This window comes from Acinetobacter sp. ACNIH3 (genome assembly GCF_002918965.1).
GTDB lineage: Bacteria > Pseudomonadota > Gammaproteobacteria > Pseudomonadales > Moraxellaceae > Acinetobacter > Acinetobacter schindleri.
Genome location: NZ_PQLP01000008.1, coordinates 18,690 through 40,214, shown reverse-complemented (window position 1 = coordinate 40,214; position 21,525 = coordinate 18,690). Strand labels below are relative to the sequence as shown.

Genomic DNA, 21,525 nt, shown 5'->3' with positions numbered 1-21,525 from the left:
ACCTATTTAGGACAAAAATTGCTAGGTTTTTATCAATTTTGAATATAGTAAATAGTTAAAAAACAACAGGATTTAATTTGTTTTTCAATCTATAAGTATGGATTTTAAAAAGACATATCTGCTTTAAATATAAACAAGACAAAAAATTGTATAAAAATAAACATTGTGAAGTTGAATAAGCAACATCTTAATTTTGAATTAAAAGCACATTGTATTTCTAATTGAGGGTGTCTAAAGTATCCAACTGAAATAGATGGTTTTAATGCGACCAAATTTAATAATCAACATGGAGATTTTATGCGCACCTTATACCAGTTTCCTTTATCACATTTTTGTGAAAAAGCACGTTGGATGCTTGATCATAAAGAACTGGATTATGTCGCACAAAACCTCATGCCAGGTGCGCATCGTGCCTTTGCTCGTCTTAAAACCGGACAGAACCGTCTGCCAATTTTGCGTGACAAGGAACAATGGATTGCAGATTCAACCCAGATCGCCTTATATCTGGATGAACATTATCCTGAGCATCGTTTATTACCAGTAGAAGGGCGCTTACGTCAAAAAGTGCTGGAGATTGATGAAATGACTCAGGAACTGGGACGTCATATCCGTCGCTGGATGCTGGCCCAGGCTTTATCCCATGATCATGAATCGATAGAGATCCTGATCGGTGAAAAGGGATATCTGCGTCAGTTCGAAAAATTTTCCAAGCCTTTGCTTAAAACTCTTCTCAGCAAAGGTTATGCACTTACTGAAGATACACTTGCTCAGTCCCGCGAATATATTAAAGAGACAGTTGAACAGCTGAACCAGACACTGATCGAGAATAAGGGAGCTTATTTTGCGGGATCACGTTTTAGTCTGGCTGATATTGCAGTCTGTTCAATGTTGGCACCTTTGTTGGCAATTTCCGGTACGCCGTGGGAGCGTGATAGTTTTGAATCAATGTCAGATGAATATCGGGATTATCAGACCTATCTCTCGGAATTGCCTTTAGGCCAATATATTAGAAACATCTATCGTCATGAACGTAATGCTCGTATTGATTGGCGCGGTGTATAAGTTAAATAGTGAAATAAAAAACGCGCTTAAAGCGCGTTTTTTTATTGGATACTTAGCCCCAAGGGTTTGTGAGATCAATATCACTCTGTTTATTAAAGCCACTGAAAAGTGAGCTAAAGTCAAACTTCGGTAATGAACTACCGCTCGAGATATTGGAAATTGTTTCTTTGATGGTCGGAATAATTTCAGTAATACTGATATTGTTATCAACTGAGCTACCACCTGAAATAAGATCACCTAATTCTGGAATAATGCTCGAACCTAAGTCGCCTAGACTTCCATCAAGTAAGCCTTCAAATGCATTTGAATCTAAACCATTGCCTAGGTCGCCTAAACCACCCAGTAAGCCACTCAGATCAGAGCTATCATTTGCACTCACGAGACCACCAAGTAAATTGGTCAATTGTGAAAGGTCGAAGTTACCGCCATTATTGCTGAAGCCAGAAATAATATCGGTAATCGCACCTAGGTCGAAGTCACCAAGACCACCTGAACCACCAATTAAGCCACCGACAAGCTGAGTGATCTGCGCGATATCAATATCACCATTCCCGCCAATCAGATTGCCGACTAGTCCTGCAATTGCGCCGATATCAACACCTTCAAGACCGCCAGAACTACCAATTAGACCGCCAACGAGTTGAGCGATCTGCGCGATATCAATATCGCCATTCCCGCCAATCAGATTGCCGACTAGTCCTGCAATTGCGCCAATATCAACATCTTCAAGACCGCCAGAACCACCGATTAAACCACCGACAAGCTGAGCGATCTGACCGATATCAATGTCACCGCCTTGCAGAAGGTTGCCAGCCAGGTCAGCAATTTTACTGAGATCTAAATTACCGGAACTGCCACCAATTAACCCACTGACTAATTTAATCACGGCATTTAAATCTAAATTTGATGTATTGTTACCCATTAAACTACCCAGCAGATTACTGATCGAACCCAGATCAAAACTGCCACCGTTGGCTTGAGTGAGTTTGCTAATTAAACTGTTAATATCAAGTTTTGTAGCATTCGAACCGGTAAATTGAGTAATTAAATCAGTCAGGGAGCTTGAACTTAAACTCTTACCTGAAAGTAAGCTATTTAAGAGGGAGTCTAGGGAAGGAGTAGCGGGAGTAGAACCCGTGATAGAACCATAATGCCAGAAAGACTGCCACCTAATAAACCGCTAGGTAAACTCTTGTTTTGCGTTTCTGTCGTGAGCACCGGGCTGAGTTTACTTTTAATTGAACTAAAAATACTGAAAGCCATAACCGTTCCTTGCGTTTTTGTCTTGTTTTGATTATTTTGCGTTGTAAATAAAAACGCCTAATTTTTATTCAATTTCTATACAAGTGTAAATCTAAGCATGAATAATCACGTTTTGAAAATAGTATTATTTGCCTGAATAAAGCTTTAAATAGATTAATTTATGATAAATAATAATGGTTTATTAGATATTTGCGTTTATCTAAAATATATTTTATGCGATGAATGGCTATCGAAATGACTTAAATTTCCTCTAGATCATCATCTGGTATTTTTTTGCAAATATCTGGTAATTTATGAAAAAAATATCAATACTATGCGTAAAATAATGATGTATTTTAATAAAGTGGCAAGAGATTAAAGATGGAATTAGATCGTTTTGATAAGCACATTCTTGAAATTTTGACCCATGAAGATGTCAATTTGAATGAACTCTCTGAACGGGTGAATCTTTCGGTCAGCTCGGTTCACCGCCGTATTAAACAGTTGATTGACCATAATATTATTAGTGGTCTAAAACGGGAAATTAATTATCAAAAGCTTGGTTTCAGTCTGCATGTACTTTTGCAGGTTTCCTTAAGCAAACATGATAGTGACACTTTTGCCAAATTTCTGGGTGAGCTGGAAAGTATTCCTGAAGTGATTAATGCCTTTCTGGTAACAGGACAATCGGCAGATTTTATTGTCGAAGTAGTCGCACGTGATATGGAAAACTACAGTGAGATCCTGCTTAACAAAATCGGCAAGATTGAACATGTGGTCGCACTGCATTCCAGCTTCGTGATCAAGGAATATAATGTTTTTAACTGTAGTGGCTTACTCAATAAAGTTTAATTGAAGGAATAGCACTATCTAAATATTTGTCCCCGAATAAGCAAGTAAATTGATTGAAATCACCTACAAAATGATTCCATAAGATAGATCAAAATAAAAAACGCACCCAAAGGTGCGTTTTTGTTTTCCTGAAGATTAAGCGTCTAGCTGAGCTAATACTTCTTCAGAGAATTCAACGTTGGTATAAACGTTTTGAACATCGTCCAGATCTTCAAGCATATCAATCATTTTCATGATTTTTTTCGCTTGATCTATATCCGTGATTTCAGCTTTGGTAGAAGGGCTCATCACAACTTCAGCATTATCAGATTTTAACCCTGCAGCAGCTAAAGCATCCTGAACTGTACCGAAGCTTTCTGGTGTAGTAACGACCAGGATTTCATCTTCATTAACTTCGATGTCTTCAGCACCAGCTTCAAGAGCGACCTCCATGATTTGATCTTCTAAAGACACATCTTCAAAAGTAATCTCACCACGTTTGGTGAACAGGAATGCAACTGAACCATTGGTCCCTAAGTTACCATCAGTTTTAGAGAAGCAGTGACGTACGTCAGGTACAGTGCGGTTCAGGTTGTCTGTCATTGTTTCTACAATTACGGCAACACCACCTACGCCATAACCTTCATAAGTTACTTCTTTAAGATCGTCGTTATCTTCGCCGCCTGCACCACGTTGAATCGCACGGTTGATCACATCACGTGTCATGTTTACAGACAATGCTTTTTCGACAACAGCACGTAAACGTGGGTTGCTACCCGCATCTGGTCCGCCGAGTTTTGCAGCAGTAGTTAATTCACGAATATATTTGGTAAAAAGTTTACCGCGGCTAGCATCTTGTTTTGCTTTACGATGCTTAATATTGGCCCACTTGGAATGACCCGCCATGCGAAATATGCTCCTTGTAGATTGGCTGTATGCCTATCGAATTGGGCAAATTCTACCATAAGGGCTTTTTTTAAAAAAAGAGCCTGGTTTTTAGATTTAACGATAATGACAAAAAAAATAGACGCACTGAGAAATTTATTCGGGGATTAAAGGTAATAATTTAGTTTAAAAATAAAAAATGTTTATTGTGGAAAAGAGGATAGAAGGAGAAGAAGAAATGAGATGTTAGGTCATGCATAACATCTCATGGACATATATTATTTTTTTTCAGGAATCACGATATCCAGACCGACATTGTCTTTATAAAGCTGTTTCATTAAAGCCAGGTCATGTTCAAGGTCTGTTGGATAAATTTTTCCGAAAATGCCACCCTGTTTGGTTTTAGAGTTGGCATACATGAGTACAATCGGCACATTTGCTGCTTTGGCAATATGCCAAAAACCGGTACGAATTGGTCGACGCGCTTCACCATTTTTGGCGCGAGTCGCTTCAGGTGCAATCACCAGATTGAATTTTTCATTGCTCTGAAAAAGTTCAACCATCTGGGTCACAATATCCTTGCTCGATTTACGATCTACCGGAATACCGCCAATGTTTTCTAATAATGGCTTAAATGGACCTTTAAATAATTCTTTTTTAATCAAAGTATGAATTTTGATGTCGTATATCTGAAATAAGGCCAGAGAAAGCACGGCATCCATCATTGAAGTATGCTCAAAGCCCACAATCACTTGCTTGTCTTCAAGCACATTTGGTTCAACGTGATATTGCCAACCTGCAAGTTTAAACGCAGATTCGCCAATGAATTTCTTAAACATAGGGGATGGAGTGTGTGAAAAAAAACATAATTTGTGCTTGTTCTTATATTTCGTCAAGTTGAATTAATTTAAAAGCCTTAAATACATTCAAAAAGCAAGTGAATAAATATATAGAGTAACGGCTAATTAAGATCTAAAAACAATAACAAAATTAATTTTAATTAGTTAAACGTCTTATAATAGATAAAAATACTCTTAAAAATGCTAAAAAATGGCTGTTCAGTACAAAAAATAGTTATTAGACTTTTGTCGAAGTCCAGGGATATGTTTCGGCTTTAAGACACTTCCAATCATGTTTGCTAGAGAGGATAAAGAATGACTTATTTAACGGCTTTGGTGCTCTCATTGTTCATTTTTGCACTCATTGTTGTATGGTCTTTGATCGAAATTTATCTGGATATGCGCAAAAAAGAGAATTTGGAGCACGAAGCTTAAGCTTTTAATTAATTTCATAGCTGAATTGATCCGAATATAAAAATTAATTCAGCCATTCAAAGTATGTAAATAATTATATATAAAAAGTATAAAAGCATAGTTGAGAGTTAATTTTTAAATATATTTTGATAGCAGCTCTGTTTTGTAAAGAAATGGAAATTTTCCTTCTGAATGACTATGAGAGCCTTCTAAAGTATGAGGAATTTCCAAAGTGTCTATTTTTTCTAATTTATAATTGATGATGAAGTGTGCAAGTGGGCATAAAAAGGCTTGTCTTTTAAAAAAATCTTAGCTAGTATTCTTGTCGCCTAAACCTATTGATAAATAAGGTTTTCAGCATATAGGGCCTATAGCTCAGTTGGTTAGAGCAGCGGACTCATAATCCGTTGGTCGACAGTTCAAGTCTGTCTGGGCCCACCAAATTCATGTATTTATATAGTAAAATATATACTTAAACCCTTAATTCTAAAAGAGTTAAGGGTTTTTTAATGTCTTAAGAATACTCAGGTGTACTCGTATAAAAACACCCTATTTGTATCCTGACTTGTATCCTGTATAAAAAATAGAACTCAGGATACAGGAGCCTAGTTTAATCTAGGAAAATCAAAATTTTATGGCTAAATCTAAATTACTTACAGATACACAATATGCTGCCTTAAAAGCAAAAGAATCTGAGTACAGAGTTTCGGATATTGCCGGTCTGTATTTAAAAGTTGGTGTTACAGGTAAAAAATCTTGGCAGTTGAGATTTAAAAGCTCAATTGGTAAGTGGACATGGCTTGGGTTAGGAAGTTACCCTGTAATCTCAGTCAAAGAAGCACGCTCATTAGCTATTAAATATCAAAATGGTGAGCTTAATTTAAAAACCAAAAATGAGAAACTATTGGAAGCTAAACAACAAGAGAACCTATTGTTTGGTAACTTACTGATTAAATGGATGAATACGAAGCGTGGTGTATGGACTGATAAAACCTATAAAAAAGAATATCAGTCGATAGAAAAGCATATATTGCCAGTGTTTGGTCATCGCCTGTTTAAAGAAATTTCAGCATCTGAATGGAAAGACTTTTTTAGAGAAAAACAATTTAATGAAGGAATATTCAATCGGCTTGAAAAATTAATTTCATATTGTCGTAATGCTTATGATTATGCCATTGATGATAATTTAATTAGCTATAACCCCCTCGCAAGAGTGAGAAAAGGGCTAGCAAATCATACTTCGGGTTCAATGAAACATGTCTCAATGGATGAACTTCCCGATCTTGTTAATGCGATTCGTAATTATCGCTCTGAAGTCACTAGTATTGGACTTGAATTACTCTTGGTACTATTTCCTCGGCCAGGTGAATTAAGAGCTGCACGTTGGGATCAATTTAACTTTGAAACAGGAGTATGGCTTAGACCTGCTGATCTGATGAAAAGAAGAATAGCTCATGCGATCCCGTTACCGAAGCAAGCTATTAAATTATTGCTTCGATTAAAAGAGATTTCGAGGGATGGCAATGAATATTTGTTTCCCTCGCGAAGTAACTCAAATGCAGTCTTTATATCTGATGCGACCTTCAATTCTGCATTAAAACGAATGGGATATGGTGAGAAGCAAGATCCGCATGGATTTCGCCACATTGCAAGTACTTTTTTGAATGATAAATTTAGTGATAAAGAACAAGTGATTGAATCAGCATTGTCTCATCAAAAAGCAGGTGTGAAAGGTGCATATGATAAAGGTACGCATTTAAGAGAAAGGGTGGATGTTATGCAATTCTGGGCTGATCATCTAGATTCGATTTGTGGAGTAAGAATATTTGATTAGCGTGTTTTTGTTTTAGTTTGAAAAGCCGAAATTTTATTTTCGGCTTTTTTTTGCGAAATAGGATGGTTAGAGATGTCATTTTTCAAATGAGTGTAGATTAATTAGTTTTAGCAAATGTAATAAAATCATGAAAAATGAAGTTAAATCTAATCATCAAATAAGTCCTATTTTAATAAAACTTCGCTCAGAAAATGTGTGGCGTTGTTCTGGTAGCTTATTGTGCAAGATTTTACAGATCAATCGTCAGCAACTGATCAAATTTCAAAAAGCCCTTCCAAATTTTCCAAAACCTATGCGAGATCGGAATACGCGACAAGCAGTGATGTATTTTGATGTTGATGAGATTTATGAGTGGTATATAGGTGAATTTCATTCTGATTTTTGAGTTGAATTGAGTGAATCGAGACGGATGGAAAAATATTTTTTTTAGTCTGATATGCTTTTTTCTTTTTTTGAAAAAATATTATGTTGGAAAGTAATACGCCGCAATCAACTGAGATTCATGTAATTCAACCGTTCGCTTTAAAGTTTAACGATGTCGCAAAAAAATTAGGCTTATCGAGGACAGGACTAAACTTTTTGATCACAAAGAATCCCGATTTTCCAAGACCATTTAAACTGTCAAATGGTGAGAAAGCACATAACTACTTTGATTATGCTGAGGTATTAAATTGGTATGTAATGCAGAAAGATAATAGGTCTTCTAGGTGTAAAAAATAAAGTGGCTTATATGGGAACGTTAGGACAAATGATAAAGGGGGCCTTACATAAAACTATGATTTAATTTTAATAAAATATTTGATGAGGACGAAGCTATTGTGCTCCTTAAAAAAACCACTTTTAGGTGGTTTTTTAATAGACCTCTTGCGAAAGTATGGTTTTATCTAATTTTTGAATTGGCTAAAACCTCATAAAATATAGCTTTCGGCTGCTTAAAATTTGACTAACGCAAGAAGTCTAATATCTAGAATTTTTGTTGGGACTACATATTTAGTTAGTCTTCAGATTTTATTTGGTCATTCTCTAAAGAAGCGATGAATTTTTCAATCATCCTGCGCTCTATCTCAGGTAATTTTTGTAGGGTATTCATAATGGGATCGATGCCGCAAGCACTCATTTTTTCACTGCGTCCCAGTATGTAATCTGCTGATACATTGAGCACGACAATAAGCTTATAAAAGTTTTCTAGTGAGGGTTTACGCGAGCCCGACTCAAAATGAGCGATTGAAGTGACTGGTATTCCTGTTTTTGCAGCTAACTCTTGCTGTGTTAGCTTTCGTGTCTTTCTAACTTCTTTCAATCGAATTTTAAAATTATTCGAGTCTAATTCAAATGCCATAAATACCTTCAAGTAGACAATAAAAACTTGACGTTTTAGTCACGTTTTTATATAAATATAGACATAGTTTAGAGGCTAACCAGAGTAACGAGAAGTCTCTAAATGATTACTTGATAAAAAATTAGATATAGAAGGTCAAACAGTCATGATGGATTATTCTTCGAGTCGAAGTTTGACATCGATGCATCCAAGTATTCGGCATATGAATATTAGAAACGTCGCTAAAATTGTAGCGTCAAAGATTATAATTAATACGGCGTTACAACTACAATATAATCCCGATTTTTGTCGACAGCTTGGCGTATCTACTTATCTAAATACTCATATTGCTGTGGCATACTTTATTGATGATCGCTACTTTGAACACTATGGTTTGCAACCAGAGAAATTGATTAATTTTTCAGATATTTATGCCCAACTGCTACATGACTTTTATGAGTTTTCAGACTATCAACCAGATCAACTATGATCTGGTTGCAACGGCGGACATAGAAGCAGTAAAAGCAGGAGGCAATAGCGAAAGATACCGAGTGATTTAGCATTTTTTTGAGATATCAGCTCAATTTTAAATGAATTACTTAAACTGCTGTTGATACCGCAAGATTGAAGTTTAAAGGGCAGTCGTTCCATCAGCTTTTCCTCAGAGATTTCAGAAGATATTGCAATCTGCCAATATTTTTCTGGAACTAAACAATAAATCCCTCTCAAAAATCGCTTAGCTAGTCTTAAATCAGCACTATTAAAGATTAATCCAGCGTGTGAAATATTCGCTTTCGTCTCAAAAATATGTATCGCATCTAAGATATTTGCATCATCACGTCTTAATTCATTGAGCTGTTTAAAAAAATACTCTAAGACATATTTTTCTTCAGCTGTTTCAATGTGCGGAAGTATGCGCTCTGATTTATCTACATCAATGATGAAACGCGCACGATTTTTACGATTTTTGAGTTGTTTGAGCCTGATTATATTCCGTTGCCAAAGCATTAGAGTCTCAATTGGAAAATCATATTGTTGTGAAAGCAGTTGCGGTGTGTATGCTTGATCTAATTTTTTGAGGATCTTGCAGATCAGAGGGAATGGATAACTAGATTTACTGGTTCCATAAATGAAATTGTTGTCCTCTGCTTGGACTACATCAGCTTTGATCTTAGATGTGTTGATGTATTCATCAGGCATTGTTATAGATTTAACTTTTAATGTTTGTGCTATTTGTTCATCGTAATAACTCAGCGCTATTTGATGCTGTTTTGGCACCTTTAAGACCGGACAGATCTTCTGAATAACAGTTCGATCCAAACATGGGTCAAATTTTCTTAACTGATAACCGGCCATTAGGTAAGCAAGGTGTAGATAGCTCCTAAATGTTTCAGTTGGGTCTATGTGACCTAATAAATGCGCAAGTAGATACCAAGAATTTTGAGATGTGCTAGAACGTAAGAGCTGACTACGAATCAAGTTGTAATGCTCATGTGAATAGTCAGTGAAGATGCTTACAGACTCATAGTCCATGGTCAAAATCATGGCTAAATTGTTCGTCGCACTATGTCGCAGCGAGTGAAAGCTATAGCAATGATTTGGCAAAATAGCATCAAGTAACTTTTGAAAAGGCGTGGTGACCAAGTAGGGTTTGATACGTCCCGCACTATTCCAAAGAGTAAATAGGTAGTCATTGGATGAATAAGCGCTACGGCGTGCCTTGCAGTATTGCTGAAATTTAAGATGTTCTTCTTCGCTTAGTAAAATTTGAACGTTGAGATTACGCTCAGCACTATCCGTTTTAAGAAAATGCTGTTGATGCTTCGCACGATATGGACGTATCCAAATTGAACTCGCTTTGACACCTTCCACATCCTTGATTCGCATACCGAGGATTTCATTAATGCGCATGCCCGTACGAAAAGCTATCGTATATACGATACTCAGCATTTCTAAATCATGTGCGGTGTAGCTGGAATGTTTATATTGACTAAGCTGGCTGAGTAGATATTGAAAAGTTTTTCCTGAGATAATTTCAGCTTTGGGTGAATGAACACGTAGTCCCGCACCGCTCAAAGGGAACGATTCAGCATTAAATAGCATCTGTTGGAATTGATGGAATCGTTTTAGGAGATCGAATTTTTGTGATCTAGATTTGCCTACCCCAGTTAACATACGGCTATAAATCGTTTTTAAATGATCGTTGAGATCAGGTTCTTCTATAAAATCATTACTGTGTAGCAACCATGTTTCAGCAAGTTTTGTGTAGTAGCTATATATTGAGCTATGACGAATTTTTTGCTGTTGAGCGACATAGCGTAAATACTTATTTTGATCGAGTTGATAAAGCTTACAGATCGATTCGATATCATCTACGGCAGGATGAAACAAGCTATATAACCAAAGTCCGAGCCGCTTCGCATTTTCTGGAAGATGGTCCTGCTGGTTCAGTAAGAAGTTTCGTAGCTCCACTGTGATCTGATCACTATTTCTAAAAAATTTTAAAATTTGTTTATGCAATCCAATCAATGAATCTAGAGAATGATCTTTGCAGGATTGTTCTTCTTTTTCTGCCGAATTTAATATTTTAGGCAGGGGTTTTAGCGCTTGTTGTGAATCGAAAATAGCTAAATGAGGCGTGAGATAACGTTTAAACGCACTTAGACTTAAACCACAAGTCTCAATCTCTTCTGATAAGCAAAGACTTAGCGCAGGACTTAAATCAACCTTGTCTAGCTGCATCCATGAGTGACTTGAGGTTTGTAAGAGTTGATTAAATTGCTTTGGGCTTAACGGAAGTGCTAGTGCTTTAAAAATACAATTGATATACGTGTAACAATCAGATTGGATATCAATTTTTTGTGTTTTAAGTCTCGCAACCCATAGCAGTGTTAACCGGTCGGGCACAAAATTTCTAGATTTTTTTAAAGGCTGTTTAGGGTCATATAAATCACCATAATGTGATGACTGAGGTTCTAGAAAGATCAGTGGTAATTGTATTTTTGAGATCTGATAAATGGGATATTGTTGTTTTAGATGATGTAATAACGCCTCTAAGCTAGAAAGGCTTGATATCCCACCATACAGAATTGCGCAGATCAGTATATTTCCAATGCTTTCATCGGCAGTAAAGTCATCTGTCGTATACCAGTATCTTAAAAGTTTTTCTTTGATCAGTGAGATGGATTTAGATTGTTCTAGCCAAGTCTCATTGAAAAACAATGGCGTGCGTTGAATAGAGACGAGATGTTGAGTAGGTAGTGGTAAGTCTGCATCATTTGTGTGATTGTATTGAATAATACGTTTACGGAACTGCTGATAAAACGTCTTTTTTAGAGCAAAACTATATTGATGTTGATCCAAGTGTTGGCTAACTTGCTCAAAGAGCGTGACTATACTTCCTGACCGCTGTGCTTGCTGTAATTGCTCGAACGACAGAAACTCATCGATGATCGCTTGAATTTGTATACGCTCTTTAATTCGCTTTTGGTCTCTGTTGTTAGCACGGCGTTCATGTGCATACTTTGTTTGTTTAGGCATATTCATACATTCCATCAATACTGTAAAAATTTTGCATTTCATTGAGATGAGTTGCGATGGTTCTATATTGTTGAAGAGACAGGCTTGAGAATTTTTGCCCCATTTCTTGTTGATTTTGTTCATGTCCAAACGTGGCTAAAATTAAATTTTCATCTGCTTTTTCGGTGAGATATGCACGAGCTGTATGCCTAAGCCAATTTGCGTGGTTGAGCTGCATCACATGAGTAAATGAGCTTATAAGATGGGGGCTAAGCTCTTGCCATTCGCCATGTTGATAAACACTCAACAGAGGCTTTTTACTGCTTAAAATCTCTTGAATGTGTGATTGATGTTCTGGATGCAGTTGTTGGAATTCTCTTAAATAGCCAATAAATTGACGGACTTCTTGAACTGCAAAATCACATAACGGGATTAAGCGACCATCATCTATTCTTGAGTGAATTTCTTTATCCGAGACCCAAAGCCATTGCTGTTTTAAATCGAAGTTTCGTAAGAACCCTGGGAATCCAATTACAGGTCGAGCGGCAGTGAATAGCAATAAAATATGCCAAAGCCAAATGTTGTAGTGATTGAACATCTCCAGCATTTTGCTATTGTGTCGGGCTTGAATGATCTGATGTTGTAAATAGGCAAATATAGCCGTTACTGTGGCAGGCTTGGGAGCTTTACAACTACCAAATCTAAGCTTGGGATCGGAAGTAATATGAATTTTTTTTGCTAAATCACAAGATAACTGTTCTACCGTGCTTTGGTAATTCTGTTGCAGGCGGTATACCGGATATGAGCAATATGAAATAGACACCGATCGATTGGCATCTATGCCAGTCAGAATGTCAGCGAGTTGCTCGTTATTGGTATGTCTATAAATACAATGATGTAGTAAGACACTTATTTTCTTAGTTGATAACGATGGAATGAACAGTTCTTCACGGCATTTTTTTAATGCTTGATTGACTTGCTCTTTGCTCACAATAGGAGCCTGTTTTAGACCGTCTACTAATTCTTTAATGAGTGGTAAATCGAAATAGGTCACTTGATTGAGTAATTGATTTTTATATTCAAAGTCAGCATTCTCAAATAGCGTGAACTTGGAACGTAGAAAATATTGATCATTTTCTAAAATGATCTTCTGTCGATTATTTAGAACACGGCGCTGATTTGTCTGTAGCTTCAGCCATTGTTCAACAGGAACACCACTCAGGAAACTGAGTAAGATAAAAAGATACGCTTTATTTTTTTCTGGATGAGTCAAATACACTTGATGGCAATGCTCTACCAATAAACTTAAGCTATTGAAGTCTGGATAATGCTTACTACAGCTAAAATTATGTTGCTGCCTAATGATGTGTTGTTGTGTCAGTTTACTTACTTGATGTTGCAAATAACTCGATTGGCTTGCTAACGGCGATACCTGCGCTGTATTGAGTGAGTATTGCTGATTTGGCTGTTCATCCTGTAGTTCCTCATAAAACAGAGTTGGATGCTGTTTCTGGGGCATGTCGTATGGACAGTATAAAATTGCACTGTGCTCATCAAGATAATGTGGATCATCGATGTGCTTAGGTGGTGCTGAGTAATTTTTTTTAGGTTTAAGTGCTAAGACATACTCATAGAATCGCCGTATATCAAGCAGTAATAGATATTGAAAACGATTGAGCTTAAAGTCGTTTTCTAATTCTCGTAAATTCTTTACGAATTGCGCTAATGGAATTTCATGGCTAGGTAGTTGGTTCCATAACCATAAATATTCCTGTTGATACTTACTCAGCTGTTGTCCTTGTCGTGATACGGCATAAGCTTCGTTCGCTAATCGAAATCTATCAAGAACTTTAATAATCGTGTTTTGATGGTCTTTTTCGCCCTTATTAGGGATAGATTTAAGAATACAGGCTGCATGTAAATTATTCACAGCCCATCGTTGTATGACAGCATATTCATGCTGATCTACTGAATAGAGATAGGCACAGATTGGATGTTTAGAAACACTTGAGGGTCGAGGCAGTTTTGTTGGGAGCTCAAACTGAGAGTCTGCATCGAAGCTGATAGTTGTATTGAATAAGGATTTTAGCTCAGGGATTGAGACAGCTGGTCTTAAGTGCTGTGCGATAGCATTCTGATAGCTCTGATCAAACCATTCATGATCTAGCATTCGTTCAATGATGTTTTCAATTTTCATGGGTTAAATTCCAAAATTGCGATGCACATGGTTGTGCGCTCGTGAGTGCTTTACATTTATTTTTGAGTGCTTGAATTCGTAGATCATGAGCGCCGTTGATTTGTTTTTGGCGATAAAGCAGTTGATTACGGCTACAGTCGATCAGCTTAGCGAGCAGGTTTAGAGAAACACTGCATCTCGGCTTGTCATAAAGTTTTTGATTCACATCGTAAATTGCTTGTTTCGATAGCGACTGATTTAAGTTTTGAAGTAGCCTATCGGGGTTAAGAACCTGTGGATTGATCTTAAGCTCAGTCATTAACTTAAAGAGTGAGGTGCTGAGTTGATATTGAACCTGAACGAGGTCTATATCAGCTTCTAGAATGGGATGGGCTTTAACTCGAATATTTTGTTGTTGTGCCATATAAACAAGCAGAAAGTTATCTGTTGCGAATAACTCAGCTTGAGTAAGCTTAGTAGTAGACACTAGGTTTAGGTCATGCTGAAAGTGTGTTGGCAGTTGCGAGGCATTTAAAATCTGGGCATAGCATTGGTAAATTTTGAACAGAGGCGGGTGAGGACGGATCATAACCTCCTTTGTGTGAAACGGTCTTTTACTGGCTAGTTGAGTATTTACTTTTTTTGTAGGCTTCATTTATTCGCCCTCCTGATGTTTTAACTTAGATCACGGAGTGCAAAAAACTTTTAATTGTTTTCAAAAGATCAAGAAAGTGGTTATAAATGTGGGTGGTTTTTGATGAATTTGAGTGACTCAGAGCGGGTGAAAAAAAAGGGTATGTACGGGATTTTGTTTGTAAGTGATTGATTCTATTTAATGTGAATGTGACAGGTTTCTAGGTGAATTGTATTTTTCTATATTTAATATAGCAGTATGATTATGAAATTATTTTGGATGAGATGCTGTATATGACAAAACATTGGATTGGATACCATAACGTTAATAAGACAAAAATGAGTTATCGAGCACTACCAGAGTCGGTTTTATATACAAATGCAAATGGTAACCCTCATGCTGGGGATATTGTGTGGGTCATTGAGGGAGTGGGAAATAAGTCTCCAAAACTATATAGATTGGTAGATTGTTTTATAGTTGAAACAATGGATACGGTGATCCCTCTACAATTTAAGGGGATGAAGAAAAGAATTATAGCTAAGAGAAGTTTAATGTTGCCTAACCTTCCTATAAACATTGAAGATTTAGCTGATAAAAAATTATTAGAACCGCTTAAACAGTATTTGAATACTTCACCTGGCATGACAGGGACTACAGATAAATTACCTGCACTTGAAATCTTACTTAAAATGTCGAGTAGCACTCTAGATTAACAGTGTAGAGTTTTGGAGATAACACATTATTCCAGGTAAAACCAAAGCCCATCAATTTTGCTGTCAGGATCAATTTTAACGTCGATAAAATGACTGTATTTCATATTTTGAGAGTCATACTCATGATGCGCAAAAAATGCGCCCTGTAAAGCATCACAATGAACACATCCGTTAGATAGATAGGCTTCACCTCGTGTCTTACTAAAACGTTTTTTTATCAGCCCATATTGATAGGACGTGATGAGGTTGGGGTGATTAATAATCTCGATATGTTCGTGTGAAAGATCTTCAATATCTAGACGGTATATTTTGGTAAATCCGTTTGCGTGCGGTATAAAGTAATTCACTTCCATAATGGTATTGGTGGGTTTTTTACACTTCCAACATTGGATTGTATTCATTGCAAATTGAAGTGATCGAGCGGCATTGGGTTTTAATGAGTATTGCACATTGCCAGACATCAGAGCTTTAAAAAAATTTATAAACTCAATTTCAACTAAATCAGATTCATCCCAATTGTAAAATGCGCCACTTGTGATGAGTTGATGATGCTCTCGATTGAGCCAAATACAAAATACAGGCAGTTCATAGCTCTGATAATCTAAAACATTCCATTTATTCTTTGGCGTTGTACGCATAAACCAGACGGTACGAATACCCGAAGCAATATACTTTTCTTGACGGCGCTTGGGTTCTTCAATGCTTTGAGGTGACCACTGAATCTCAATGGCAATTTTTGCCTTATTTTTTTCGGCATAAATGTCTGCAATCCATGTTTCACCCGAGGGAGTTTGCCCACGATATTCAGGTGTTACAGTCCATCCATTTTCATGCAAGTATTTTAAGATGAGATATTTACAGAACTGATGCTCACGGCTTTCGCCAGTATGAACACTACACGTACTAGAGGGGTGATGGGCAAAATACTGTGTACCGAGTTTGCTCTTTTTGGGTATGGCAGGAGTCTTACAGCAGGGCATATGTATATTTAAAGTTTTATGTTTATTTTTGAGTCTGTCCCATTGCTCATCATTCAGTATAAAACTGTAAATTTCTTTATTTTCAATAATACTTAAAAAACCCATAGGCATACGAATTAATATTCTTTTGTACAGTCTATCGCTAGCAAATTACGTTGTAAATCAGGCACAATCAACCGTATAGATTTCAAATTTTTAAAGCCTTAGGGCGAGCGGTATTTTTGCGCATGACAAACAATAATTTTTCACAAGTAGCAGCCTTTATTTGGACAGTAGCCGATTTGCTACGTGGTGATTTCAAACAATCTCAATACGGTCGTGTGATCCTGCCATTTACGCTATTACGCCGTTTAGAGTGTGTATTAGCCCCAAATAAAGCTGATGTGTTGGCAGCTTATGAAAAAGTAAAAACAATGCCACTGCCTGAAGAAGCCAAAGAAAAGATGATTCTTAAGGCAGCATCAGAACAGAAGTTTTTTAATACTTCTGAACTTGATTTAGCAAGCCTTGGGCAAAAAGATATTCGTGCCAACCTCAGCAGTTATATCCAAAGCTTCTCTAAAGATGCCCGTGAGATTTTTGAGCACTTTAAGTTTGATGAGTTCATTGGCTTACTCGACGATGCCAACCTGCTTTATAAAGTCGTGCAAAAATTTGGAACGACTGACCTCAGTTATAAAGCTGTATCGAATCATGAAATGGGTTTGGTCTTTGAAGAGTTAATCCGCCGATTTGCAGAAAGCTCGAATGAAACCGCAGGCGAACACTTTACCCCACGTGATATCGTGCGTTTAACTACGGGCTTGGTCTTTGGTGAAGATGATGACCTATTAAACCAAGAAGGCATTATCCGTACGGTGTACGATCCAACGGCGGGTACGGGTGGCTTTTTATCGTCGGGTACAGAATATGTCCGTGAGCATAATCCTGATGCGGTGATCCGTGTCTTTGGTCAAGAGTTAAACCCAGAGTCATACGCCATCTGTAAAGCCGACATGCTGATTAAAGGTCAGGACGTACAGAACATTAAGCTGGGTAATACACTGTCGAATGACCAACTGAGCACAGATAAATTTGACTACATGCTATCCAATCCGCCATTTGGTGTGGATTGGAAAAAGATTGAAGACGTCATTAAATCTGAGTATGAGCAAAAAGGCTTTGATGGTCGTTTTGGTGCAGGTTTACCACGTGTATCGGATGGTTCGTTATTGTTCCTCATGCACCTCATTAGCAAAATGCGTGATCAAGGCGATAATGGTCAAGGTAGTCGTATCGGGATTATTCTCAATGGTTCACCACTCTTTACAGGCAGTGCAGGCAGTGGTGAAAGTGAAATCCGTCGTTATATCTTAGAGGCAGATTTGTTAGAGGCGATTGTCGCTCTACCAACCGATATGTTCTATAACACGGGCATTGCCACTTATGTATGGCTATTGACCAATAAAAAAGATGCCGAGCGTAAAGGCAAGGTTCAACTGATTGATGGCAGTAACCTGTATAGCAAAATGCGTAAATCGCTTGGCTCGAAGCGTAACGAAATGAGCGAAGACGACATTAAAATGATTACCCAAAGTTTTGGTGCGTTTGAAGTGATGGACGCACGTGAACTGGATAAACCTCTTGATGTAAAATCGAACCGTGGTCGTCAATCAGCAAGTCCAAAAACAGAAACGAGCAAAACCTTTGCCAGTAAGATTTTTAACAGTTATGAATTTGGCTACCGCCGTGTGACCATTGAGCGTCCGTTGCGTTTATCAGCACAACTGACCGATGAACGCATCGAAAGCCTATGTTTTGCGCCTAAGCCATTTAATGCGGTGATGCAGACTTTGTATAGCCAATATGCAGACACATGGACAGCTGACAGCTACGGCGAATTAACCGAATATGAAACGGAAATCCGTGCGCTGATTAAAGCCGAATTTAGCGAACTCAAAGAAAAAGACATTAAAACGCTGTTAGAGCCAAAATTGTGGTTAGAACAACGTGCTTTACTCACCAAAGCCCAAGCCTTACAAGCCAAGATTGGCACGGCGCAGTTTGACGACTTTAATGCCTTTGATGATGTGCTGAAAACAGCCTTAAAAGATGCGTCTGTGAAGCTAGAAACCAAAGAGAAAAAGCAGTTCTTAGATGCCATTACTTGGAAAAATGCTGATGCTGAACCTGTCATCAATAAAGTCTTAAAGACGAAAGCCAATCCTTTATATGGTCAGTTTGAGTATGGCGGCAAAGTGGTTGAGTTTGTGCAAGATGGTGATTTGCGTGATGCGGAAAATATTGCTTTAAATCCAAATGTTAGCACGACTGATTTAATTGAGTCTTACTTTAAGCGTGAAGTACAACCGCATGTCGCGGATGCGTGGATCAATGCCGATAAGCGTGATACGCAAGATGCCGAAATCGGTATTGTGGGTTATGAAATTCCGTTTAACCGTCATTTTTATGTGTATGAACCGCCACGAGATTTAGCCCAGATTGATGCGGATTTAGATGCGGTGAGCAGTGAGATTATGGCGTTGCTTCAAGAGGTGCATTCGTAATGGTGAATGCAATGGCAAAGTATCAGAAATATGCTGAATATAAAGATTCAGGTATAGATTGGTTGGGAAGTATTCCAGCGAATTGGCATTTAAATAAATTAAGATATTTATTTGACTTCAATAAAGGTTTAACCATTACTAAAGAAAATTTAGAAGATGAAGGCATTCCATGTGTAAGTTATGGGGAAGTCCATTCTAAATTTGGTTTTGAAGTTGATCCCCTAAAACATGACTTAAAATGCGTCAATGTAAGCTATCTTAAAACTTCAGATAATGCACTGTTAAACAAAGGTGATTTTGTATTTGCAGATACTTCTGAAGATTTAAAAGGTTCAGGAAACTTTACTCATCTTGTAAATAATGAGCAGGTTTTTGCGGGCTACCATACAATTATTGCTAAGCCTAAAGATCCTACTTCAAGCCGTTTCTATGCCTATTTATTCGATTCGAAAGAGTTTAGATCACAAATTCAATTAGCAGTAAAAGGCGTTAAAGTTTTTAGTATCACTCAGGCAATTTTAAGAGCATCAGATATTTGGTTGCCATCAAAAAGTGAACAAATCCAAATCGCTAATTTCCTCGACCATGAAACTGCAAAAATTGATAGCTTGATTGAAAAGCAAAAAAAGCTGATTGAACTGTTAAAAGAAAAACGCCAAGCAGTGATTAGTCATGCGGTGACCAAAGGTTTAAATCCTGATGTTGCGATGAAAGATTCAGGTGTGGAATGGTTAGGGCAAGTACCTGAGCATTGGGAAACTACTAAAATTAAATATGTCGCAGAACTGACGCCTAAAAAAAGTGAATTGTTGAATACTGATAATAGGCTTTGTACTTTTGTTCCAATGGAAAAATTGAAACTTGATAGTTTGATTAAAGATGAAGAGAAGCCTATTTCTGAAGTGATAGGTGGTTATACATATTTTAGAGATGGCGATTTACTTTTAGCTAAGGTGACCCCATGTTTTGAAAATAAAAATATGGTCATTGCTAGTGGTTTGAAAAATGGCATAGGTTTTGGATCTTCTGAAATATATGTATTGAGATCAAATAGTAAAGTTGATTCTCAATTTTTATATTACCGTTTACAAGAAGATCAATTTATGGAGTTGGGTGTAGGTTCAATGACTGGTGCAGGTGGTTTAAAACGAGTTCCATCTGAGTTTTTAAATAATTTTGAATTCTGTTTACCACCTTTGAAAGAACAATTCACGATTACCGAATACTTAAATCAGTATTTAATAAAAAGTGAGTTATTAATGAACAAATCTGAATCAGCTATTCAATTGATGCAAGAACGCCGTACAGCTCTAATTTCATCTGCGGTGACAGGTAAGATTGACGTTCGGAATTGGCAAAATCCACAACAGGATTTAGCAGTATGACGGATCTGAGCGTAAAGTGCCTGCAACCCATTGTAACGATCATGGCTACAAAAAGTCATTGCAATACGGCGCAATATATCGCACTATACGCTCAACAACACCCGACAAGGCTAGGCACGAAATTGCTCCTCAAACTGTCGGGTTACTTGTTTCTAAAGCCCTTAAAATATAAAAGCAGGGGCATAGCATGAAAACATTTAATAAACCTGCCAAAACCTTTGCCGAACAAATTGAACTGCTCAAAGCCCGTGGTATGCAGTTTCAGGATGAACAACAGGCACAATTTTACTTACAACAAATTAATTATTATCGCTTAGGTGCATATTGGCTACCTTTTGAAGAAAGCCATTCACCACATTGCTTTAAACCCAATACCCAGTTTGAACAAGTCTTAGAACTGTATATCTTTGACCGTGAATTACGCCTACTGATATTAGATGCCATAGAACGCCTAGAAGTTGCGGTACGGACACGCTTTGCTTATGAATTGGCGCATCGTCATGGCTGTCATGCCTATTTAGATGGACAATACTTTAAACCGCCATATCAATGGCAACGCTTATTCGAGTCATTAACAACTGAGATCAATCGTGCCGATGAAGTGTTTATTGAACACTATAAACGTACCTATAATGAACCAGAATTACCGCCAATTTGGGCAACCTGTGAAGTGATGAGCTTTGGACAACTGTCCAAGTGGTATCAATTACTTGCACCGAAGAAAACCCGTGCCGAAATTTCACAGCATTTCGAGTGTGACGAAAAACAGTTTGAAGGACTGTTACAGCACTTTGTCTATTTAAGAAATACCTGTGCGCATCATTCACGTTTGTGGAATCGTAAGTTTACCAAAACCATTGCTAAACCGCGTAATAAGCCTTTTGGCTTAGCACAGCAATGCAACTTTGATCCAATCATTTCAGCAGACCGTAAAATCTATAATAGCTTGTTGTTTTTATTGCACTTTATGGATAAGATCGCGCCACAGCATACATGGCGTAAACGATTGATTGAGCTACTGAAGACGCATCCAAATATTTCAAAAACATGGATGGGCTTTCCTACCGATTGGCAAAGCTATCCAATTTGGCAAATAGATTAAATAGATAGTTTAAAGATTAAGAGAATTTAAGGTTTAGGGGAATAG

Annotated in this window: 16 protein-coding genes, 1 tRNA gene and 1 pseudogene; 10 read left to right on the top strand and 8 right to left on the bottom strand. The window is 37.4% G+C overall.

The features are described from left to right. Nucleotides 1-297 precede the first annotated feature (297 nt). On the top strand, nt 298-1,062 hold the full coding sequence (locus C3420_RS05755) for a glutathione S-transferase family protein (RefSeq protein WP_103799876.1): 765 nt from the start codon (nt 298-300) through the stop codon (nt 1,060-1,062). 52 nt (nt 1,063-1,114) lie between these two features. On the opposite strand, the pseudogene C3420_RS05750 reads toward C3420_RS05755, so the two are convergent. Beyond that, a pseudogene (locus tag C3420_RS05750) lies at nt 1,115-2,325 on the bottom strand (hypothetical protein). Nucleotides 2,326-2,685: 360 nt separating this feature from the next. On the opposite strand from C3420_RS05750, the gene C3420_RS05745 reads away from it, so the two are divergent. Continuing rightward, nucleotides 2,686-3,156 (top strand): Lrp/AsnC family transcriptional regulator, encoded by a 471-nt coding sequence (locus tag C3420_RS05745; protein WP_004815486.1) that lies wholly within the window; start codon nt 2,686-2,688, stop codon nt 3,154-3,156. 135 nt (nt 3,157-3,291) lie between these two features. On the opposite strand, the gene C3420_RS05740 is transcribed toward C3420_RS05745, so the two are convergent. Both C3420_RS05740 and C3420_RS05735 read right to left on the bottom strand, forming a co-directional pair. Beyond that, on the bottom strand, nt 3,292-4,041 hold the full coding sequence (locus tag C3420_RS05740; protein ID WP_071320679.1) for a YebC/PmpR family DNA-binding transcriptional regulator: 750 nt from the start codon (nt 4,039-4,041) through the stop codon (nt 3,292-3,294). 257 nt (nt 4,042-4,298) lie between these two features. Continuing rightward, nucleotides 4,299-4,859, bottom strand: coding sequence for a 1-acyl-sn-glycerol-3-phosphate acyltransferase (locus tag C3420_RS05735; protein WP_076753770.1), 561 nt, complete (start codon nt 4,857-4,859; stop codon nt 4,299-4,301). Nucleotides 4,860-5,637: 778 nt separating this feature from the next. Here C3420_RS05735 and C3420_RS05730 point away from each other — a divergent pair. The 3 genes from C3420_RS05730 to C3420_RS05720 all read left to right on the top strand — a co-directional run bounded on the left by C3420_RS05730 (nt 5,638) and on the right by C3420_RS05720 (nt 7,492). After that, nucleotides 5,638-5,714 (top strand) — tRNA-Ile (locus tag C3420_RS05730). Nucleotides 5,715-5,907: 193 nt separating this feature from the next. Then, nucleotides 5,908-7,107 carry a tyrosine-type recombinase/integrase gene (locus tag C3420_RS05725; protein ID WP_103799875.1) on the top strand — a complete coding sequence of 400 codons (1,200 nt, stop codon included), beginning with the start codon at nt 5,908-5,910 and terminating at the stop codon, nt 7,105-7,107. Nucleotides 7,108-7,234: 127 nt separating this feature from the next. Then, on the top strand, nt 7,235-7,492 hold the full coding sequence (locus tag C3420_RS05720; protein ID WP_103799874.1) for a hypothetical protein: 258 nt from the start codon (nt 7,235-7,237) through the stop codon (nt 7,490-7,492). 609 nt (nt 7,493-8,101) lie between these two features. Here the strand turns inward: C3420_RS05720 and C3420_RS05710 are convergent. Continuing rightward, nucleotides 8,102-8,446 carry a helix-turn-helix domain-containing protein gene (locus C3420_RS05710; protein WP_103799872.1) on the bottom strand — a complete coding sequence of 115 codons (345 nt, stop codon included), beginning with the start codon at nt 8,444-8,446 and terminating at the stop codon, nt 8,102-8,104. A gap of 145 nt (nt 8,447-8,591) precedes the next feature. Here C3420_RS05710 and C3420_RS05705 point away from each other — a divergent pair, with 145 nt between their 5' ends. After that, the gene (locus tag C3420_RS05705; protein WP_103799871.1) at nt 8,592-8,915 is read left to right on the top strand and encodes a hypothetical protein; all 324 of its coding nucleotides are present in this window, start codon (nt 8,592-8,594) and stop codon (nt 8,913-8,915) included. Here C3420_RS05705 and C3420_RS05700 read toward each other — a convergent pair. From C3420_RS05700 to C3420_RS05690, 3 genes are read right to left on the bottom strand one after another with little or no spacing between them, the layout of a single operon-like run. Further along, nucleotides 8,906-11,965, bottom strand: a complete 3,060-nt coding sequence (locus tag C3420_RS05700; protein WP_103799870.1) for a tyrosine-type recombinase/integrase — start codon at nt 11,963-11,965, stop codon at nt 8,906-8,908. The two genes, C3420_RS05705 and C3420_RS05700, sit on opposite strands and share 10 nt — an antisense overlap. Continuing rightward, a complete protein-coding gene (locus tag C3420_RS05695) occupies nt 11,958-14,141 on the bottom strand; it encodes a hypothetical protein (protein WP_103799869.1) in 2,184 nt (727 codons plus the stop codon). Before C3420_RS05695 ends, C3420_RS05700 begins: the two co-directional genes overlap by 8 nt. Then, nucleotides 14,131-14,775 carry a hypothetical protein gene (locus C3420_RS05690; protein ID WP_103799868.1) on the bottom strand — a complete coding sequence of 215 codons (645 nt, stop codon included), beginning with the start codon at nt 14,773-14,775 and terminating at the stop codon, nt 14,131-14,133. Before C3420_RS05690 ends, C3420_RS05695 begins: the two co-directional genes overlap by 11 nt. Nucleotides 14,776-15,047: 272 nt before the next feature. Between C3420_RS05690 and C3420_RS05685 the strand changes: the two genes are divergently transcribed. Beyond that, on the top strand, nt 15,048-15,467 hold the full coding sequence (locus tag C3420_RS05685; protein WP_144583712.1) for a hypothetical protein: 420 nt from the start codon (nt 15,048-15,050) through the stop codon (nt 15,465-15,467). 26 nt (nt 15,468-15,493) lie between these two features. On the opposite strand, the gene C3420_RS05680 is transcribed toward C3420_RS05685, so the two are convergent. Next, on the bottom strand, nt 15,494-16,558 hold the full coding sequence (locus tag C3420_RS05680; protein ID WP_103799866.1) for a competence protein CoiA: 1,065 nt from the start codon (nt 16,556-16,558) through the stop codon (nt 15,494-15,496). 116 nt (nt 16,559-16,674) lie between these two features. On the opposite strand from C3420_RS05680, the gene C3420_RS05675 reads away from it, so the two are divergent. The 3 genes from C3420_RS05675 (at nt 16,675) to C3420_RS05665 (ending at nt 21,480) form a co-directional block, all read left to right on the top strand. After that, nucleotides 16,675-18,993: a type I restriction-modification system subunit M gene (locus C3420_RS05675; RefSeq protein ID WP_103799865.1), complete on the top strand. Its 2,319-nt coding sequence runs from the start codon at nt 16,675-16,677 to the stop codon at nt 18,991-18,993. Between the two features lie 11 nt (nt 18,994-19,004). Next, nucleotides 19,005-20,378 (top strand): restriction endonuclease subunit S, encoded by a 1,374-nt coding sequence (locus C3420_RS05670; protein ID WP_103799918.1) that lies wholly within the window; start codon nt 19,005-19,007, stop codon nt 20,376-20,378. 187 nt (nt 20,379-20,565) lie between these two features. Further along, complete coding sequence (locus C3420_RS05665) at nt 20,566-21,480, top strand: Abi family protein (protein ID WP_103799864.1); 915 nt, start codon at nt 20,566-20,568, stop codon at nt 21,478-21,480. Nucleotides 21,481-21,525 lie beyond the last annotated feature (45 nt).

Bases quoted from the DNA above. Each gene is read 5' to 3' on its own strand.
- C3420_RS05755 (WP_103799876.1), top strand. From the start codon at position 298: ATGCGCACCTTATACCAGTTTCCTTTATCACATTTTTGTGAAAAAGCA.
- C3420_RS05745 (WP_004815486.1), top strand. From the start codon at position 2,686: ATGGAATTAGATCGTTTTGATAAGCACATTCTTGAAATTTTGACCCAT.
- C3420_RS05740 (WP_071320679.1), bottom strand. From the start codon at position 4,041: ATGGCGGGTCATTCCAAGTGGGCCAATATTAAGCATCGTAAAGCAAAA.
- C3420_RS05735 (WP_076753770.1), bottom strand. From the start codon at position 4,859: ATGTTTAAGAAATTCATTGGCGAATCTGCGTTTAAACTTGCAGGTTGG.
- C3420_RS05725 (WP_103799875.1), top strand. From the start codon at position 5,908: ATGGCTAAATCTAAATTACTTACAGATACACAATATGCTGCCTTAAAA.
- C3420_RS05720 (WP_103799874.1), top strand. From the start codon at position 7,235: ATGAAAAATGAAGTTAAATCTAATCATCAAATAAGTCCTATTTTAATA.
- C3420_RS05710 (WP_103799872.1), bottom strand. From the start codon at position 8,446: ATGGCATTTGAATTAGACTCGAATAATTTTAAAATTCGATTGAAAGAA.
- C3420_RS05705 (WP_103799871.1), top strand. From the start codon at position 8,592: ATGATGGATTATTCTTCGAGTCGAAGTTTGACATCGATGCATCCAAGT.
- C3420_RS05700 (WP_103799870.1), bottom strand. From the start codon at position 11,965: ATGCCTAAACAAACAAAGTATGCACATGAACGCCGTGCTAACAACAGA.
- C3420_RS05695 (WP_103799869.1), bottom strand. From the start codon at position 14,141: ATGAAAATTGAAAACATCATTGAACGAATGCTAGATCATGAATGGTTT.
- C3420_RS05690 (WP_103799868.1), bottom strand. From the start codon at position 14,775: ATGAAGCCTACAAAAAAAGTAAATACTCAACTAGCCAGTAAAAGACCG.
- C3420_RS05685 (WP_144583712.1), top strand. From the start codon at position 15,048: ATGACAAAACATTGGATTGGATACCATAACGTTAATAAGACAAAAATG.
- C3420_RS05680 (WP_103799866.1), bottom strand. From the start codon at position 16,558: ATGCCTATGGGTTTTTTAAGTATTATTGAAAATAAAGAAATTTACAGT.
- C3420_RS05675 (WP_103799865.1), top strand. From the start codon at position 16,675: ATGACAAACAATAATTTTTCACAAGTAGCAGCCTTTATTTGGACAGTA.
- C3420_RS05670 (WP_103799918.1), top strand. From the start codon at position 19,005: ATGGCAAAGTATCAGAAATATGCTGAATATAAAGATTCAGGTATAGAT.
- C3420_RS05665 (WP_103799864.1), top strand. From the start codon at position 20,566: ATGAAAACATTTAATAAACCTGCCAAAACCTTTGCCGAACAAATTGAA.